This window comes from Candidatus Planktophila lacus (assembly GCF_002287925.1).
GTDB classification, from domain to species: domain Bacteria; phylum Actinomycetota; class Actinomycetes; order Nanopelagicales; family Nanopelagicaceae; genus Planktophila; species Planktophila lacus.
Map to the genome: position 1 here is coordinate 1,360,270 of NZ_CP016769.1, position 17,288 is coordinate 1,377,557.

At 47.2% G+C, this 17,288-nt stretch carries 17 protein-coding genes, 1 tRNA gene and 1 other RNA gene; 8 read left to right on the forward strand and 11 right to left on the reverse strand.

The genetic code is table 11. The annotated features are described in order from the left end of the window. The first annotated feature begins 21 nt into the window (after positions 1-21). On the forward strand, positions 22-837 hold the full coding sequence (locus A1s21148_RS06910; RefSeq protein WP_095671675.1) for a metallophosphoesterase: 816 nt from the start codon (positions 22-24) through the stop codon (positions 835-837). Here A1s21148_RS06910 and gmd read toward each other — a convergent pair. From gmd to ffs, 7 genes are all read right to left on the reverse strand, one after another. Then, positions 821-1,801 carry a GDP-mannose 4,6-dehydratase gene (gene gmd / locus A1s21148_RS06915; RefSeq protein WP_095671676.1) on the reverse strand — a complete coding sequence of 327 codons (981 nt, stop codon included), beginning with the start codon at positions 1,799-1,801 and terminating at the stop codon, positions 821-823. The two genes, A1s21148_RS06910 and gmd, sit on opposite strands and share 17 nt — an antisense overlap. Next, positions 1,798-2,730 (reverse strand): GDP-L-fucose synthase family protein, encoded by a 933-nt coding sequence (locus A1s21148_RS06920; protein ID WP_095671677.1) that lies wholly within the window; start codon positions 2,728-2,730, stop codon positions 1,798-1,800. Before A1s21148_RS06920 ends, gmd begins: the two co-directional genes overlap by 4 nt. A 31-nt stretch (positions 2,731-2,761) precedes the next feature. Continuing rightward, positions 2,762-3,856, reverse strand: coding sequence for an aspartate-semialdehyde dehydrogenase (locus A1s21148_RS06925; protein ID WP_095671678.1), 1,095 nt, complete (start codon positions 3,854-3,856; stop codon positions 2,762-2,764). Beyond that, the gene (locus tag A1s21148_RS06930) at positions 3,853-5,124 is read right to left on the reverse strand and encodes an aspartate kinase (protein ID WP_095671679.1); all 1,272 of its coding nucleotides are present in this window, start codon (positions 5,122-5,124) and stop codon (positions 3,853-3,855) included. The genes A1s21148_RS06925 and A1s21148_RS06930 overlap by 4 nt, the downstream gene beginning before the upstream one ends. 92 nt (positions 5,125-5,216) lie before the next feature. Further along, positions 5,217-5,816: a recombination mediator RecR gene (gene recR / locus A1s21148_RS06935; protein ID WP_095671680.1), complete on the reverse strand. Its 600-nt coding sequence runs from the start codon at positions 5,814-5,816 to the stop codon at positions 5,217-5,219. An 11-nt stretch (positions 5,817-5,827) separates the two neighbouring features. Continuing rightward, positions 5,828-7,600, reverse strand: a complete 1,773-nt coding sequence (locus A1s21148_RS06940; RefSeq protein WP_095671681.1) for a DNA polymerase III subunit gamma and tau — start codon at positions 7,598-7,600, stop codon at positions 5,828-5,830. A 58-nt stretch (positions 7,601-7,658) separates the two neighbouring features. Beyond that, an RNA gene (gene ffs / locus A1s21148_RS06945) (signal recognition particle sRNA small type) lies at positions 7,659-7,755 on the reverse strand. Between the two features lie 54 nt (positions 7,756-7,809). Here ffs and A1s21148_RS06950 point away from each other — a divergent pair. The 3 genes from A1s21148_RS06950 to A1s21148_RS06960 all read left to right on the forward strand — a co-directional run bounded on the left by A1s21148_RS06950 (position 7,810) and on the right by A1s21148_RS06960 (position 8,978). After that, positions 7,810-7,894: transfer RNA gene (locus A1s21148_RS06950), tRNA-Ser, on the forward strand. 78 nt (positions 7,895-7,972) lie between these two features. Beyond that, a complete protein-coding gene (locus tag A1s21148_RS06955; RefSeq protein WP_125932395.1) occupies positions 7,973-8,470 on the forward strand; it encodes a hypothetical protein in 498 nt (165 codons plus the stop codon). Between the two features lie 4 nt (positions 8,471-8,474). Then, the gene (locus A1s21148_RS06960; RefSeq protein WP_125932396.1) at positions 8,475-8,978 is read left to right on the forward strand and encodes a hypothetical protein; all 504 of its coding nucleotides are present in this window, start codon (positions 8,475-8,477) and stop codon (positions 8,976-8,978) included. Between the two features lie 34 nt (positions 8,979-9,012). Here A1s21148_RS06960 and A1s21148_RS06965 read toward each other — a convergent pair whose 3' ends face one another. Next, complete coding sequence (locus A1s21148_RS06965; protein ID WP_095671684.1) at positions 9,013-10,431, reverse strand: NAD-dependent succinate-semialdehyde dehydrogenase; 1,419 nt, start codon at positions 10,429-10,431, stop codon at positions 9,013-9,015. Positions 10,432-10,455: 24 nt separating this feature from the next. Between A1s21148_RS06965 and A1s21148_RS06970 the strand changes: the two genes are divergently transcribed. Next, entirely contained in the window at positions 10,456-12,831 is a 2,376-nt protein-coding gene (locus A1s21148_RS06970) for an amino acid permease (protein ID WP_223298681.1), read from the forward strand. Here the strand turns inward: A1s21148_RS06970 and tadA are convergent. Beyond that, positions 12,828-13,262 carry a tRNA adenosine(34) deaminase TadA gene (gene tadA / locus A1s21148_RS06975; RefSeq protein WP_257789611.1) on the reverse strand — a complete coding sequence of 145 codons (435 nt, stop codon included), beginning with the start codon at positions 13,260-13,262 and terminating at the stop codon, positions 12,828-12,830. The two genes, A1s21148_RS06970 and tadA, sit on opposite strands and share 4 nt — an antisense overlap. A gap of 26 nt (positions 13,263-13,288) precedes the next feature. Next, positions 13,289-13,801: a tRNA adenosine deaminase-associated protein gene (locus tag A1s21148_RS06980; protein WP_223298682.1), complete on the reverse strand. Its 513-nt coding sequence runs from the start codon at positions 13,799-13,801 to the stop codon at positions 13,289-13,291. Positions 13,802-13,847: 46 nt separating this feature from the next. On the opposite strand from A1s21148_RS06980, the gene upp reads away from it, so the two are divergent. The 3 genes from upp to A1s21148_RS06995 are packed head-to-tail and all read left to right on the forward strand — an operon-like array spanning position 13,848 to position 16,427. Next, positions 13,848-14,486, forward strand: a complete 639-nt coding sequence (gene upp / locus A1s21148_RS06985; protein ID WP_095671687.1) for a uracil phosphoribosyltransferase — start codon at positions 13,848-13,850, stop codon at positions 14,484-14,486. Next, positions 14,487-15,806, forward strand: coding sequence for an NAD-dependent malic enzyme (locus tag A1s21148_RS06990; RefSeq protein WP_095671688.1), 1,320 nt, complete (start codon positions 14,487-14,489; stop codon positions 15,804-15,806). Continuing rightward, entirely contained in the window at positions 15,807-16,427 is a 621-nt protein-coding gene (locus A1s21148_RS06995) for a DedA family protein (RefSeq protein WP_095671689.1), read from the forward strand. It abuts the gene before it with no gap. Here the strand turns inward: A1s21148_RS06995 and A1s21148_RS07000 are convergent. Beyond that, positions 16,354-17,274 (reverse strand): DMT family transporter, encoded by a 921-nt coding sequence (locus A1s21148_RS07000; protein WP_420022012.1) that lies wholly within the window; start codon positions 17,272-17,274, stop codon positions 16,354-16,356. The genes A1s21148_RS06995 and A1s21148_RS07000 overlap by 74 nt on opposite strands. Positions 17,275-17,288: the final 14 nt, after the last annotated feature.

Sequence of the window (17,288 nt, forward strand, 5' to 3'; positions counted from 1 at the left end):
CTAGGTGTATCTTCTCATGCAATGAGTTATCAACTTCGCCAGGCCGAGATCCCAATCCTGCCCACTGGCCACGCACCGATCCGCGTTCTGCACTTCTCGGATCTGCACCTGACCCCTGCGCGCAAGACCGAGATAGCCGATATCAAATCCTTTATCGATCTATCCCCCGATTTAGTTATCTCGACCGGTGATTTCTTAGCTCATATGCAAGCCGTTCCCGTGGCACTCGATGCCCTTGATGCACTACTAAACCTTCCTGGTTTATTCGTCTTCGGTTCTAACGATTATTACGCACCAAAGCCAAAGAACCCACTTAAGTACTTACTGCCAAATCACGGAAAAAGAATTCACGGTGAAGATCTACCTTGGCCAGATCTAGATAAAGGTCTGCAATCGCGGGGGTGGATAAATCTAAATCGCTCACGTGCCACAATAAAAATTAAAGATACAACTATCGAAACTCGCGGCACCGATGATGCCCACCTTGAGTTTGATGATTACTCACTAGTTGCTGGAAAACCTGGTCCGTGTGACATTGCGATCGGCGTAACGCATGCACCTTATTTAAGAATTCTTGAAGGAATGACTCGTGATGGTTTAGATGCAATATTTGCAGGCCACACACATGGCGGACAAGTTCGTCTGCCGATGCCTGGTGGTTCACGTGCACTAACAACTAACTGTGACTTACCAACTTGGCGCGCACGCGGGTTAACAAAGTTTGGAAGCGAGCCTTACCTACATGTTTCAGCAGGAATGGGAACAAGTCCCTTTGCACGTATTCGTGTTGCTAGTCCGCCAGAAGTAAGTTTAGTAACGCTTACTGCAAAGCTTTAATGTCAGCGTCAACCATTAATTCAGCCAACTCTTTCCAATGAGTTGTGGCTTTCCAACCAAGGGCTTTGGTTGCCTTTGATGGATCTCCGATAAGTGCATCTACTTCTGTTGGGCGGATGTACTTCTTATCGGTCTCAACGTGGTCTTGCCAATTTAAACCTGCGCGTGAAAATGCTGCTTCAGCAAAGTCTTTAACTTTCGCGCCAACACCTGTAGCAACTACGTAATCTGAAGGCTTATCTTGCTGCAACATCAGCCACATAGATTCAACGTATTCCTTGGCATAGCCCCAGTCGCGAACCGCATCGAGATTTCCGAGGAATAACTTGTCCTGCTTGCCAGCTTTGATCGCCGCAACTGCGCGAGTGATCTTGCGAGTTACGAATGTTTCTCCGCGACGCGGTGATTCGTGGTTAAACAAAATTCCGTTTGTCGCGTGCATGCCATAGCCATCGCGGTAGTTAACGGTGCACCAGTAAGCCATTAGCTTTGCTGCTGCATATGGAGATTGTGGGCGGAACATAGAAAGTTCGTTCTGTGGTGGTGGAGTTGAACCAAAGAGTTCAGATGTTGATGCTTGGTAGAAACGGGTATCGATATCTGCAGAGCGAATCGCTTCAAGGAGACCAACTGCGCCAACCGCATCTACCTGTCCGGTGTACTGCGGCATCGTGAATGAAACCTGCACGTGTGACTGTGCGCCAAGGTTATAAACCTCAGTTGGTTTGATTTCACGGATTAAATTTGTAAGTCCAACGCCATCAATTAGATCTCCGTAGTGCAAGAAGAGCTTTGGATTTTTAGCGTGTGGATCTTCATAGATATGGTCGATACGAGAGGTGTTAAACGTTGAAGAACGGCGGATAAGTCCGTGTACTTCATAGCCTTTAGCTAGCAAGAACTCTGCAAGGTATGAACCGTCTTGGCCGGTAACACCAGTTATGAAGGCAACTTTTTTACTCATCGTCGACTTACTCCCTTTGCAGTTGCATCGATGTACCACTCGATTGTTGAAGCGATTCCGTCTCTTAGCGAGATCGCAGGTGACCAACCTAGCGATTTAACCTTCGTAACATCAAGAACCTTGCGTGGCGTTCCGTCAGGTTTCGATGAATCCCAAGCGATTTCGCCAGTAAAACCCGCAACTTCAGCGACTAATTCAGCCAAAGCCTTGATCGTTAGATCTTCGCCGCTGCCGATATTTAAGTGCTGCGCAGAATCATATTTTTCACCCGCGAGAACAACTGCAGAAGCCAAATCATCAACGTGTAAGAACTCGCGCATTGGTGAACCAGTGCCCCATAAAGTTTCTTTAGCGCGACCAGACTCTTTCGCTTCAACAAAGCGGCGGATAAATGCTGGCAGTACGTGCGAACCTTGAAGCTCAAAATTATCTTTCGGACCGTAAAGATTTGTTGGCATTAGTGAGATCCACTTGCGGTCATACTCTTTACGGAAAGACTTGATTAACTCGATGCCGGCAATCTTGGCGATTGCATATGCAGAGTTTGTTTCTTCCAGCGGACCAGTTAATAAATACTCTTCTTTGATTGGCTGTGCGCAATCGCGTGGATAGATACAACTTGATCCAAGGAAGATGAATTTTTCTACATCTGCCGCATGTGCAGCTTCCATAAGATTGCTTTGAATTCGCACGTTATCGGCCAGGAACTCAACTGGAAAAGCGTTATTGGCTCCGATGCCGCCAACCTTGGCTGCAGCATCGACAACGATCGCAGGCTTAGCCTTCTTAATGAAATCAATAGTGGCATCGCGGTCGAGAAGATCGCAGACGCTGCGATTAATGCCGATAACCTTTTCACCAGTTTTTTCGTAGGCGCGTACGATTGCTGAACCAGCAAGACCGGTGGCACCTGCGACAACGATGGTCATGAAGTGAGTCTACAGGCGAAGCGTTGTGGAATTAGCGAGTGAATTCAGCGGCAACGAGCTCTGCGATTTGTGCAGTATTTAACGCTGCACCCTTACGCAAGTTATCGCCGCAGACAAATAAATCAATCGCTTTAGGATTATCCAAAGATTGGCGCACGCGACCGACCCAAGTTGGATCAGTACCTACGACATCAGCAGGAGTTGGAAATTCCTTCTTCTCTGGATTGTCGTAAAGGAGAACGCCCTCAGCTTTTTTCAGTGCGGCTTGTGCAGCTTTACGTGTAATTGTCTTTGAGAAGACGGCATGCACGGTAAGTGAGTGAGTAGTGATTACAGGTACACGCACGCAAGTCACAGCGACTTTTAGTTTAGGCATACCGAGAATCTTGCGTGATTCATTGCGAACCTTAAGTTCTTCAGATGAATAACCATCTTCCTTAAGCGAACCTGCCCATGGAATAACATTCATAGCGAGTGGTGCTGGGAACGGTCCAAGATCTTTGACAACGGTGCGGAGATCGCCTGCGACATCACCTAAACCTTTACCGGCAACCTGATCAATTTGCGCACGTAGGCTGTCGATTCCTGGTTGTCCGGCGCCTGATGCTGCTTGGTAAGACGAAACAACAAGTTCCTTTAGACCGAACTTCTTATCTAGCGCACCCATCGCAACGATCATAGAAAGTGTTGTGCAATTTGGGTTAGAGATAATTCCCTTAGGGCGCTTCTTAATATCTTTTGGATTTACCTCTGGAACAACCAAAGGAACTTTCTTATCCATGCGGAACGCGCCAGAATTATCGACAACTACTGCGCCACGAGCTGCGGCAATTGGCGCCCATTCGGCAGAGATCTCATCTGGGACATCGAACATCGCGATATCGATACCATCGAATGCTTCAGGAGAAAGTGCGACAACAGTTAGCTCTTCACCGCGGCAAACCAATTTCTTACCAGCGCTACGAGCTGATGCAATAAGACGGATTTCACCATAAACATTTTTGCGCTTGCTCAAGATATCGAGCATCACGGTTCCGACGGCGCCGGTTGCACCGACTACTGCTAATGATGGAAGTTTCTTCGCTGACTTTGCTTTCTTAGCGACCTTGGCTTTTTTCTGAGTCATCGACCTGTTCCTCCATATACGACTGCTTCGACTTGATCGGCATCTAATCCGAAGGCGGTATGCGCTGCGCGAACACCCTTTTCGAGATCGCTTTCGCGACAGATGATTGAGATTCGGATTTCAGATGTTGAAATCATTTCAATATTGAGCCCTGCTTCAGCCATTGCTGCAAAGAACGTTGCAGTTACGCCTGGGTGCGAACGCATTCCGGCGCCAACAAGTGAGAGTTTGCCGATGGAATCGTCATATTGAATTGAGGCGAAACCGACTTCTCCCTGAATGCGCTTCAAAATCGCAGTTGCGTTAGCGCCTTCTGCCTTTGGAACTGTAAATGAAATATCCGTTAGGCCGGTTGCTGCAGCAGATACGTTCTGCACGATCATGTCGATGTTGATATCGGCATCAGCGATGGCCTGGAAGATGCGTGCAGCAATACCGGTGCGATCAGGTACGCCAACGATGGTGATCTTGGCTTCGGATTTATCGTGTGCGATACCCGAGATGATTGCTTGCTCCATGTTTCCTCCTTCAGGATGGTTTTCAACCACCCAGGTTCCTTCGTTTGGTGAAAATGATGAACGGACGTGAATTGGTAAGTTGTAACGACGTGCGTATTCGACGCAACGCAAGTGCAGAACTTTTGCACCAGCTGCAGCAAGTTCAAGCATTTCTTCATATGTAACAGTCTTTAATTTGCGTGCTGCAGGAACAACGCGTGGGTCAGAGCTAAAGACTCCATCAACATCTGTGTAAATTTCACAGACATCGGCATCGAGCGCTGCAGCAAGTGCAACCGCAGTTGTATCTGAACCACCGCGACCTAAAGTTGTAATGTCTTTTGTATCTTGCGAAATTCCCTGGAAGCCGGCAACGATTGCAATCGCACCGTCGGCGAGCGCTTCTTGAATTCTTCCCGGTGTTACATCGATGATGCGTGCGCGACCATGTGCAGAATCTGTAATCACTCCGGCTTGTGAACCAGTAAAAGAACGAGCTTCATGTCCCAAATTTGAAATTGCCATTGCAAGTAGCGCCATTGAAATGCGCTCACCGGCAGTCAGCAACATATCTAGTTCGCGGCCACCAGGAATTGGGGTAACAGCGTTGGCTAAATCGATTAGTTCGTCAGTGGTATCGCCCATCGCGCTGACGACGACAACGACCTGATTGCCATCCTTCTTCGCCGCCACGATGCGAGCGGCAACGCGCTTCATGCCCTCGGCATCGGCTACGGAGGATCCGCCATATTTCTGAACGATTAGTCCCATGGCTCAATATTGAACTAATTTGGCGCTGCTTTCCACCCGATTAGGGAAAATCTCAATATATGAAACAGCCATTCGATCAAATAGTGAGACGATCAGCTTTCTACGTTACGACGGCCTTCAAAAGCGCGACCAAGGGTTACTTCATCTGCATATTCGAGATCTCCGCCGACCGGTAGCCCGCTGGCTAGGCGTGAGACGTTGATGCCGAGTGGCTTAATCAAGCGAGCTAAGTAAGTAGCCGTTGCTTCGCCTTCCAGGTTCGGGTCGGTCGCCAAGATGACTTCAGTGATATTTGAATCAGATAAACGAACCATTAATTCGCGTATGCGAAGTTGGTCAGGGCCAATTCCATCGATCGGACTAATGGCTCCGCCGAGTACGTGATACTTCCCGCGGAATTCGCGGGTGCGCTCGATTGCGATTACATCTTTACTTTCTTCAACAACACAAATTTGTGCAGGATCGCGACGTGGATCGCGACAGATGCGACATTCGGTTTCTTCAGAAACGTTTCCGCATTGGCTGCAAAACTTAACGCGTTCTTTAACGGTGCGAATCGCATCTACAAGTGCAAGGGCTGCATCTCCGTCAGTTTGCAAAATATGGAAGGCAATTCGTTGTGCGCTTTTTGGACCAATTCCAGGCAAGCGACCTAATGCATCGATGAGATCTTGGATCGCACCTTCATACATGCCTGTGCTCATTAGTCCTTATTCTTTTCGCTGATCACAGTTGCACCGAGTTCGGCGGCGAGCAGCGCTGCACCTGATAACAAGTTCTTATCTGATGGCGCTTCATCCTTGCGAACTGCGCGCGCTTCAGGGGTTGAAGTTGTATCAATCGATGAATCAACAACTACTTCGATCTTGCGATCGATGCCAACGATTTCAATAAATGCTTGGCGCAGGATCTCATCTGATTCAGAGCGCACGAATGAGTCGCGGGCGCCGGCGTTGACTATGCCGATCGTTATTAGTTTGTCGTCTACGGCGATTATCTGCGCGGAGGCGGAGAGCAAAGACCACGTTAGACGACGGCGCTTCTTAACGTTTTCGATTACATCTGGCCAAAGGCGACGTAAACCAGCGATGTCCATAACTTTGTTTTTCTCCGAAGCAGGTTGGCTCGTCGACTCGGGAAAAGCTTCTTTAGAGTCTCCTCCGCCAACTGCTTTCGGAGAAATAACTTCGGCAACAGGTTCTTCGGCAACTTTCGCTTTTGCTGCTGGTTTCTCTGAAGCCTTTGGCGCATCTTCAACCTTTGCGGGTGGGGTTGGTGCCGTGGACTTTGCTGGCGTTGGTGAAGGTGTTGCGATGTTTTCGACTCGTTCGAGGCGTTCGATGCGCGAAAGCAATCCCGCTTCGGAGTTATCGCCGCCAGGTAACAACATGCGGCCGCAGATAAGTTCGAGAATTAATCGGGGCGCTGTTGCACCGCGCATCTGGGTCAAACCTTCTGCAGCAATATCCGCAGAGCGAGATAAGTTGGCAGCGCCAATGTTGGCGGCTTGTTTGCGCATGCGTTCTAGTTGATCATCAGGAAGTCCGCGCAAGATTGAATTTGCATTGGTTGCTTCAAGTGCATCAACGATCATTAGATCGCGCAGCCGTTCTAGTAAATCGCCAGCAAAGCGACGGGGATCGTGGCCGGATTCGATTACACGATCTACGGTTTTAAACAACGTTGCACCATCTCGGGCAGCGAGTGCATCAACTGCATCATCTAGTAGCGCACCGTCGGTGAAGCCGAGTAATTGAATGGCGATTTCGTAGCTAACTCCATCTGGGCCGGCACCAGCAAGCAGTTGGCCAAGTACAGAAAGTGCATCACGAACTGATCCACCGCTGGCGCGAACAACTAGTGGAATTACGCCTTTAGCAACGGTTACGCCTTCTTCTTTACAAATCTTTTCAAGGTGCTCAGCCAAGATTCCAGGTGGAACTAAACGGAATGGATAGTGGTGAGTACGTGAACGAATAGTTGAAATCAACTTTTCAGGTTCGGTTGTTGCGAAGATAAAAATTACGTGAGGAGGTGGTTCTTCAACAACTTTGAGAAGGGCATTCGCTGCACCAGGTCCGAGCTGGTGTGCTTCATCGATGATGTAAATCTTGTACTTGCTTTGTACTGGTGCGAAGAATGCTTTATCGCGCAGATCGCGGGCATCGTCAACTAAACCGTGGGTGGCAGCATCGAGCTCAATAACATCGAGTGAACCCGGACCATTTGCAACTAAATCTTTACAAGATTGGCAAAGTCCACATGGAGTTGGTGTTGGGCCTTTTTCGCAGTTAAGGGAGCGCGCCATAATGCGAGCGCTAGAAGTTTTTCCGCAACCACGTGGTCCGCTAAATAAATATGCGTGATGTGTTTTTCCAGATGTAAGTGCGTTAGAGAGTGGAACAGTTACATGTTCTTGTCCGATCACATCTGCAAATACAGATGGTCGATACTTGCGATACAACGCGAGTGACATATTCACTCCTCTCTTCTCGGCTTCAACTACATCACAAACTAAACAGAGTTCACAATACTTAAGGGACCCCTCACGCACCCATCAGAGCACGCCTACCCTTGCTGTATTCCTACCCTGGGGGAGTTCAGCGCGGTAATGCCGCGTGAGGGATCTGGCGTAAGGATAGTTGTTACACCTATACCCTTAGCCAGTCGGGAGCGATCCCGCCAGGAGGATTCGCATAGCGGCCGAGTGCGCACGCTTGGAAAGCGTGTAAAGGGCAACCTTTCGAGGGTTCAAATCCCTCATCCTCCGCAGGGTGTATTTCAGCCATCGCCAATGGGTGGGGATAACCTGATTAAGGTCGTCAGAGCTTTTCTCTATTTTTCAGGAATGCCAATAACTATTCCTAAATCATTACTTCTCGTACCTAAAATCCCCAGCATCGCTGTTGTTGGTTTACTAGCAGCCCAATTTCTTATCCTTCAAAGTATTGGAGGTACTGAACCTAAGTGCACTTTAAATGTCGAGAGGCCACACTATTCAACAAGTTTGTCTGAAAATCAAAACATCGATGCCATTAAACTGAATATCACCTCGATTTGTAATGTCTCACAAAAATACACTCAACTAAGCGCATCTATACAAAAAATTAAGAATAACCGCGAAATCACTGCCTACTCATTTGTAAATGAAAGAAGGAGCTCGACCACCAAATCACCTAATGTCGCGAGCTTCAAAGAGCTCTTCGGTCCATGTCAGAAGGGGGTATCCGCCGCATATCGTGGCACCGCCCAGGGTTATGTGTACTTAGAAAATGGCAAAAAACTGCCTGTTAAGGGAGACTCAGGAAAATTTGTAGCGGCAGGATGCTTGATAGGTGCACAATAAAGGTGTGAGTTATTTTGAAGAGTGCTTAACATCTGGTGGTCTTCTTTTCCAAGAAGAAAGAAGAGCTCTTTATAAGTACCTGCTTGAAATAAACAAGGACTTTTATGTTAATCAAGCAAACATGCTTCTAGAGAAAGGTATTACAAGTAGAAGTATCGCTAATGGTGAAGCTACTTATTTCCTTAAGGGTAGAAAAGTGAATTACTCCGCAAGAGAGTTAAACTCTGATGAAATTCAATCTGAAGTTCGGGAAATCAAATTGACTAGGATTAGAAAATACAACATTAGAAAACTTGAGAAGTTTTTCGCGCAATGCGATGTAGACGTAATCTCGAACTTTCCTATCCCTGGACAAATTCCGAAGGCAGAATCAGGATACGGCTTTAATACATACCCTTTCTACACTCTTGCTTATTACGCCGACGGTAGGAACTACATAAAGGGAATAGTCAAAAAACTTAGGACAAATGACAACGAGATTCTTACAAAGCTTCGAACAGTGATTTAATCTATTTGATGAAATAAATTGGTTTAAATGTAAGTTAGATTTCGACGCCAATGTATTTGGTCTCGAGGAATTCGTGGATGCCATCGAAGCCGCCTTCGCGGCCAAGACCGCTCTGCTTAACTCCACCGAATGGCGCTGCTGGATCTGAAATCATTCCGCGGTTGATTGCAACCATTCCGGATTCAAGGGCTTCCGAAATCTGGATCGCGCGCTTTAGATCTTCAGAGTAAACGTAGCTAATTAGTCCGAAGTCAGTGCTATTTGCGAGTTCAATCGCTTCAGCATCGGTATCGAAGATAACCACTGGTGCAACCGGTCCGAAGACTTCGTGGTTAAGAATTTCCGCTGTTTTTTCTACTTCTAGAACTGTTGCTGGGTAGAAAGCGCCTGGACCATCAGGGGTCTTGCCGCCTGTTAATACCTTGGCTCCAGACTTAACTGAGTTATCAACTAGCTCTGCAATCTTGTTGCGTTCTTTAATTGAAACACTTGCGCCAAGTTGTACACCAGCATCGCGACCGCGTCCCATAACAAAAGTTCCCATTGCTTCAGCAAACTTTTGCATAAATTCTGCGGCTACCTTGCGTTGCACATAAACTCGGTTTGCGGCAGTACAAGCAGCTCCACCATTGCGCATCTTTGCCAACATCAAACCTTTAATTGCTTCATCAATATTGGCGTCATCCATAACAACAAACGGTGCATTTCCCCCGAGCTCCATAGAGCAACGAATTACATTATCGGCCGCTTCTTTAAGAATGATTCGACCAACTTCAGTAGAACCAGTAAATGAAAGATTCTTAACACGTGGATCATGCAACATCTTGGCGATCGCAGGACCAGTTGGTGTTGGAAGAATTAAATTAACTACGCCCTTTGGAACGCCTGCGCGATCAAGGATGTCCATGATGGCGAGCGCGGTCAGAGGTGTTTCACCGGCTGGTTTTAAAATCATTGTGCAACCTGCAGCAATTGCGGGACCAATTTTACGTGTTGCCATTCCGGCAGGGAAGTTCCAAGGAGTAATAAGAAGTGAGAGACCAACAGGTTGGTGTGTAACTAAAATTCGCTTATCGCCACTAGGTGACATGCGGAAATCTCCTGCAATGCGTACTGCTTCTTCAGAGAACCAGCGGAAGAATTCTGCGGCGTAGGCAACTTCACCTTTTGCATCAGGTAGCGCCTTGCCATTTTCTTTGGAAATTAACTCTGCTAAGTAATCTGCTTCTTGAATCATTAACTCAAATGCTTTGCGGAGCATCTCTGCGCGCACGCGGGGCGCGGTCTTGGCCCAGGCAGGTGCGGCGCGGTGGGCGGCAGCTAGGGCGGCCTCGATCTGCGCATCTCCGGCGGTAGAGACCTTGGCGATTACTGAGCCGTCGCTGGGATCAATTACATCTAAAGTGCCATTTCCATCTACCCATTGACCATCTATATATAACTGAGTGCGCATAAGATGAGCATACTAAATAGTTAAATGGACGCGCTAGCCGCGGTAACTGAAGGAGTTTTTGTGCCCAAGTCGTGGACAGATGGTGCGCCTGAACCAGTTGCTCTCCAAGAAACTGCGCATGTAAAAGATCCGCTTAGCTACAAGGTAAAGCGCCGTCTTTTAGGTAATGCGCTTAACCGACATTCGCTCGGACATCAACGTTTATCAAAGCGCTACGCACTCGGAATTCTCTCTTCCGACTGTATTTCATCTTCGGCTTACGGTACTGAACAGATTCTTATTGCGCTCTTGCCAGCATTTGGATTAGCAGCTTTCGCAATATTGATGCCAATGACAGCGGTTGTTTTGGTAATTCTTACCATAATTACACTTTCATACCGCAATGTGATCGATGTTTATACAAAAACTGGTGGCGCATACATTGTCGCGCGAGATAATTTCGGACCTGTAACAGCGCAGATTGCAGCAGTTGCTTTGATTCTTGATTACGTCGTAACAGTTGCAATTCAATCTGCAGCAGGTGTTGCCGCAATCATTTCTACATTCCCATCACTCGATCCATGGAAAATTCCAATGATCTTGTTGGTAATCGTTCTACTTACTTACGGAAATCTTCGCGGTGTTAAAGAAGCCGGAAAAGCTTTTGCATTCCCAACTTACTTCTTCGTCGGTTGTATGTTGATTGTCTTCGGAATGGGTTTCTGGCGACTCTTCAACGGAACGCTTCCAGTTCTTGCAACTGATCTACCCGGTGCGGTTGAAGTTGGACAAGAGCAAGGACTTTTAACGGCAGCTGCAATCTTTATCCTGCTTCGTGCATTTGCAAATGGCGGATCTTCACTAACTGGTTTGGAAGCAATTTCCGATGGCGTTGCGCTCTTTAAGACACCAGAACATGTAAACGCAAAACGCACACTCGTGATCATGAGCTGCATCCTTGGAACTCTCGTACTTGGAGTTTCTTACTTTGCTCATCACATTCAAGCAATGCCTTATGAATCAGGAACTCCTACAGTTATTTCGCAGATCGCCAAGGCTGCAATCGGTGGTGGTGCTTTCGGCAGCTTTATGTTCGTAATGGTTCAGCTTGCAACGATGCTTATTCTCTTTGCTGGCGCTAACACCACATACAGTGCTTTCCCACTGCTCTGTAACTTTGTTGCAACTGATGGCTACCTTCCACGCCAATTAACTAAGCGCGGCCACCGCCTGGCTTTCTCAAATGGCATCTTGCTACTTGCCGGTGGTGGAATTGTCTTGGTTTTGATTACCGCAGGTTCGGTTGAGCATCTAGTCGCTTTCTATGCACTCGGCGTATTTACTGGTTTTGCACTGGCCGGTTTCGGTATGACCAAGCATTCAATTCGAGTAAAACCCGACGGCTGGAGAGTACGAGTTGTAATTAATTTCCTTGCGGGATCTGTCTCACTCGTAATTGTGATCATCTTCTCTGTTGTGAAATTTACACAAGGCGCTTGGTTGGTTCTTGTGGTTGCTCCGATCATGGTTGTTTCATTCTTACGCTTACGTCGCCAATACACTCGCGAACAAGATGCTTTATTAGTCCGACGTGAACAAGAGCGTGCTACAACGATCGTTCGCCACAACGTGACAGTTCTTGTCGATAACGTGGATTTGGCAACAGTTGGAGCCATTCGGTATGCGCGTAGTTTGAAACCAAGAAATCTCAGCGCTGTTCACTTTGTAATCGATGATCGTCGAGCAGAAGCAATTAAAGAGGCCTGGGCCAAGTCAGATGCGCTAGATGATGTCACTCTCGAGTTAATCGACTGCCCTGATAGACGACTTGCAAATTCAGCGCTCGACTATGCAATCCGCATGACGGAAAAGAATGATGTCGAGTTGACGCTTCTGCTTCCTCGTCGTGCATATTCTGGTTTCCTTGGCCGCTTGTTGCATGATCAAACAGCGGAAGAAATTGCCGCACCTATTTCTCAATTGCAGCGCGTTGTTGCAACTATCGTTCCTTTCGACGTGGATCGCATTACATCTGCAACACAATTAACAGTTGCGCCTCAAGGTGAAGCAAAACCAGCGGCAACTCCAGTTGCAAAATTTAAGCCTGTTGAAGATGTAATAAAGAACGTCGAACCAATTAGCCATTACGCAGAAAATATGACGCCAATTGGTGAAATCCAGTGGCGCAAGCGGGCTCATGTTCAGGGTCGCGTAACTGCAATTAAAAGCGCGCCGCGAGGATCTGCGCCAATTCTTCAGGTAGAAGTTTGGGATCAGACCGGTGGGGTTACTCTGCAATTCTTGGGACGTCGCGAGATTGCTGGCTTAGAAGTCGGTTCGCAACTACGCGCCGAAGGAATGGTCGGAGAAGAAGAAGGCGCTTTGACTATCTTGAACCCTTCTTACGAACTTCTTGTTTAGCGCTGACCTTCAAAGAAATCTCGCAGTAAATCAGCGCATTCACTTTCGCAGATTCCTGCTGTTACATCTAGCTTGTAAAGCGAACGTGGATCACGAATAACATCCCAAACTGAGCCAACTGCGCCACCTTTGGCATCCCAAGCGCCAAATATCAAATGGGAAATTCTAGATTGGGCAATTGCCCCGGCACACATTGGACAAGGTTCCAAGGTCACAACAAGTGTGCAGCCATCTAAACGTGAATTTTGTAATCGTGCTGCAGCGTTTCGAATAGCAACAATTTCAGCGTGTGCAGTTGGATCATTATTTGCTTCTCTTTCATTAGATCCAGTGCCGATAACTACGCCATCTTTATTGATTACTAAAGCACCGACAGGAACATCTCCAGTAGCGGTTGCTTGACGTGCAATTGCGATCGCTTCTTGCATCAGCGATTCAGGCGTGTGGGTAGAAATTCTTATAGCTCCAATAACTCCGCAAATTGATCTGCGAATCCTAAGCGACTAGCAATTGCTTCGAGTTGTTCATCAGGGAAAAGTTCTGCATCATCACAGAGAGCAGAGATCTCCATTGAGTTAACGCCAAGGTCTGCCAAAATTTCTAGATGTCCAACCGGAAGTGGTTCATCATCTTCTTCTGGTGAATCTAAATCACAAAGCTCTAAGAATTCTGCAGCAACTTCATAATCAAGTGCACAGGTTACATCGCTTAAAAACATACTTATATGTGAACCTAAAACACGAATCAACATAAAAAATTCTTCATCAATTGCTAGAAGTGCTATCGCGCCGCCATTTGTTTGTTGTGATTTAAGTCGATCAATAATGTGCGGCAGATCATGTGCGTCAGGTAACAACGCTAGGTTCCAGCGCCCCTCCTCGTGCCAGGCAGCAACGGCGATATCAACCTCGTTAGCCGCGACAGCCCCGTCGGAACTTGCTTCGTAATTTGCATCACTCACATCAGACATATTGGCACTCATTGGGCTAGATGAAAACCCCTGTAAGGTAAGCGCTATGAAAGTTCACGTCGCCGACCACCCGCTTATCACTCATAAGTTGACCGTCCTGCGCGATGAAAGAACTGATTCACCAACTTTCCGTCACTTGGTAGAAGAACTTGTGACCCTGCTTGCCTACGAGGCTACGCGTGAAGTCAGAACTGAAAAAGTTTCTATAAAGACTCCAGTCACGCAGACGACTGGCTTAAAACTCTCTGATCCCCGTCCGGTTGTTGTTCCAATCTTGCGCGCTGGCCTTGGAATGCTTGAAGGCATGACGCGTTTGATTCCAACTGCAGAAGTCGGATTCTTAGGCATGGTTCGCGATGAAAAAACTTTAAAGGCAAGCACCTATGCAAATCGTCTCCCTGAAAATTTAGCTGGGCGTCAATGCTTTGTTTTAGATCCGATGTTGGCAACTGGTGGAACTTTAGTTGCTGCAATTAACTTCCTAATCGAGCGCGGTGCAGATGACATAACTGCAATCTGTATTCTCTCAGCGCCTGAAGGAATTAAAGTTTTGGAAGATGCCTTTGCAAAATCTGGCGTTCCAATTACTTTAGTTACTGGCGCACTTGATGAAAAGCTAAACGAACACGGGTACATCGTTCCCGGTCTTGGCGATGCCGGCGATCGTCTTTATGGTGTTGTTTAAGTGGCCTCAACTTCCCCAGGATACGGAATCACAATCCGCGTTGAAGGTTCACCTGATTTACAACCTGTTGCGCTAATTACCGCAACGATTACAGGTGCCGGCGCAACAATTACTGCACTTGACGTTGTTGAGTCACTTCTTGAAAGAGTTGTCATCGACGTAACTTGCGACACCATTGATGCTGATCATGCACAAGAAATCAATCTGGCTTTAACCGCACATAAAGGGCTAACGGTTCGCAAGGTTAGCGATCGAACATTTCTACTCCACCTTGGTGGGAAACTCGAAGTTCAATCAAAGGTCCCACTAAAGACTCGTGACGACCTTTCGCGCGCGTACACACCTGGTGTTGCGCGAATCTGTCAGGCGATTGTTGATGATCCAGCAGATGTGCGTCGCCTAACCATGAAGCGAAATACCGTCGCTGTTGTCACTGATGGTTCTGCAGTTCTCGGGCTTGGAAACATAGGACCAGCAGCTGCCTTGCCGGTTATGGAAGGAAAGGCTGCGCTCTTTAAACGCTTTGCAGATGTGGATGCTTGGCCAGTCTGCCTTGATACCCAAGATGTTGATGAGATTGTCCGTACGGTTCAATTGATTGCACCTGTATACGGTGGAATTAACTTGGAAGATATCTCCGCTCCACGTTGTTTTGAAATCGAAGAACGTTTGCGCGAATTGTTAGATATTCCAGTTTTTCATGATGATCAACATGGCACTGCGATTGTTGTTCTTGCGGCACTCACTAACTCACTCAAACTGGTCAATAAGAAGATGAATGAGATCACTATCGTCATGAGCGGCGCTGGCGCTGCCGGAACTGCAATTGCGCGGCTATTATCAAAGAGTGGCGCCTCAAAGATAATTGCTTTCGATAAAGATGGTTGCGTTACCGCTGGATTTTCGGGGAAAATTTCAGATGCCATGAAGGGCGCTGATGTCTTTATTGGCGTTAGCGCTCCAAATGTATTAACTGAAGAAGATGTCGCTGGAATGGCTAAGGGCTCTATTGTTTTTGCACTCGCTAACCCAGATCCAGAGATTGATCCCGTTATTGCTCGCAAGTATGCAACCGTTGTTGCAACCGGTCGCAGCGATCAACCAAATCAAATTAACAATGTTCTCGCCTTCCCCGGAATTTTCCGTGGTCTTTTAGATGCTCAGGCTCACAAGATCACAGATGAGTTACTGATTGCAGCAGCTGAGGCGATCGCATCTTGTGTCTCCGAATCTCAGTTAAATGCTTCTTTTATCGTTCCTAGCGTCTTCGATTCTCAGGTCGTCGCAAAGGTGGCGGCAGCAGTTAAAAAGAGCGTTTAAATGGAGTTTGCAGCCTCTTTTGATGCACAACTCTCTACGCTCGCACCATTTATCTTCTATGTAGTAGTTGCCGGGATTGTCTTTATTGAAACGGGCCTGCTATTCGGGTTCTTCTTGCCGGGTGATTCGATTCTCTTTAGCGCCGGACTTGTGGCGGCTATCCATGGAAATATAAATATCGTAATTCTGGTAACTGCGATCTTTCTCGCCGCATTCTTCGGTGATCAAGTTGGGTTCGTAATTGGTCGAGTTGTAGGTCGTCCTTATTTAGATAAGCGCGAATCTCTGCGCGTACAGAAAATGATTAAAAACGCCGAAGATTTCTATGAAAGAACTGGTTGGTGGGCTGTTGTCGCCGCTCGATTCTTCCCCTGGATTCGCACTTTCGTTCCACCAATCGCCGGTGCAGCGAAGATGAATTACTACCGTTTCTTATCCGCAAACGTTCTTGGCGCACTTTTATGGGGCGTGGGAATAACTCTCGCCGGGTACTACGCAGCATCCATTCCTTGGGTTAAGAGTTTTTCCTACGCAATCGCCGCTTTCTTTATTGGCGCTTCAGCAATCTCCGCTTTTGTGAATTACCGACGCCACCGACAACCACGCCCAGATAAGTCATAAGAATTCCAGTTACTAAGTAAGCGCTAATCTGCACACCTTGAGTTGGTGAGTAAAGGTCAATAAGTAAAGAACCAACGAGCTGCCCACCCACGCTAATTAAAGTAAATGTCAGAACACCTAAATGTTGAACAATTGTTGAAGTAAATGCGATGTAAATAACTCCGATAGTTCCGCCGGTATACATCCACCAAGGACCAGATGGAAGTGCGACTATTTCAACCTGAGTCAGTAGCGCCACAACGATTAGGAATACAAGTAGAAATGTTGTACCCATGATGAAGTTGAGCAAAGAAGTTGTGAAACTTTGTTGGGTGCTCTCGTTAATCTGACCATTTAACGCTCTTTGAACGCCAACAATCGCTCCTGCAAAAACACCGAAAAAGACTGCAAATAGCGAGAGATTTCGCGCATCAATTCGATCAATTACCGAAACCAAGACGGCAAATACAGTTACAAACGCTGCCAAAACTCGACGCTTGGTGATCGCTTTCTTGCCACCGCCAGTTAACCCGATCCGGTCAACAAATAGCGATGATGCAGTCTGCCCTGCAATAGATGCCACTGAATAGATGGCAACGCCAACTATTGGAACTACCTGCGTTTGAAAAGCGACAAAACTGCCACCGAGCATTCCTGCAAAGAGAGTCCAGACTGGAATCTCTTTCTTTGTTACAGCGCTCTTTAGATTGCGGATACCTTGCTTGATTGCAGGATTGAAGGCGGCGATTAACGAAATCACAATTAATCCAGAGCCAAATGAAACTAGCGCTGCTTCAATTGGGTTTCCCATGCGATGTGAAAGTTCGCCATTGGCGCGCGCTTGGAGCGCGATCATTACACCGGAGATGGCCGCTAAAAAAT

Coding starts and splice junctions, on each gene's coding strand:
- A1s21148_RS06910 (WP_095671675.1), top strand. CDS start 22: ATGAGTTATCAACTTCGCCAGGCCGAGATCCCAATCCTGCCCACTGGC.
- gmd (WP_095671676.1), bottom strand. CDS start 1,801: ATGAGTAAAAAAGTTGCCTTCATAACTGGTGTTACCGGCCAAGACGGT.
- A1s21148_RS06920 (WP_095671677.1), bottom strand. CDS start 2,730: ATGACCATCGTTGTCGCAGGTGCCACCGGTCTTGCTGGTTCAGCAATC.
- A1s21148_RS06925 (WP_095671678.1), bottom strand. CDS start 3,856: ATGACTCAGAAAAAAGCCAAGGTCGCTAAGAAAGCAAAGTCAGCGAAG.
- A1s21148_RS06930 (WP_095671679.1), bottom strand. CDS start 5,124: ATGGGACTAATCGTTCAGAAATATGGCGGATCCTCCGTAGCCGATGCC.
- recR (WP_095671680.1), bottom strand. CDS start 5,816: ATGTATGAAGGTGCGATCCAAGATCTCATCGATGCATTAGGTCGCTTG.
- A1s21148_RS06940 (WP_095671681.1), bottom strand. CDS start 7,600: ATGTCACTCGCGTTGTATCGCAAGTATCGACCATCTGTATTTGCAGAT.
- A1s21148_RS06955 (WP_125932395.1), top strand. CDS start 7,973: ATGCCAATAACTATTCCTAAATCATTACTTCTCGTACCTAAAATCCCC.
- A1s21148_RS06965 (WP_095671684.1), bottom strand. CDS start 10,431: ATGCGCACTCAGTTATATATAGATGGTCAATGGGTAGATGGAAATGGC.
- A1s21148_RS06970 (WP_223298681.1), top strand. CDS start 10,456: ATGGACGCGCTAGCCGCGGTAACTGAAGGAGTTTTTGTGCCCAAGTCG.
- A1s21148_RS06980 (WP_223298682.1), bottom strand. CDS start 13,801: ATGTCTGATGTGAGTGATGCAAATTACGAAGCAAGTTCCGACGGGGCT.
- upp (WP_095671687.1), top strand. CDS start 13,848: ATGAAAGTTCACGTCGCCGACCACCCGCTTATCACTCATAAGTTGACC.
- A1s21148_RS06995 (WP_095671689.1), top strand. CDS start 15,807: ATGGAGTTTGCAGCCTCTTTTGATGCACAACTCTCTACGCTCGCACCA.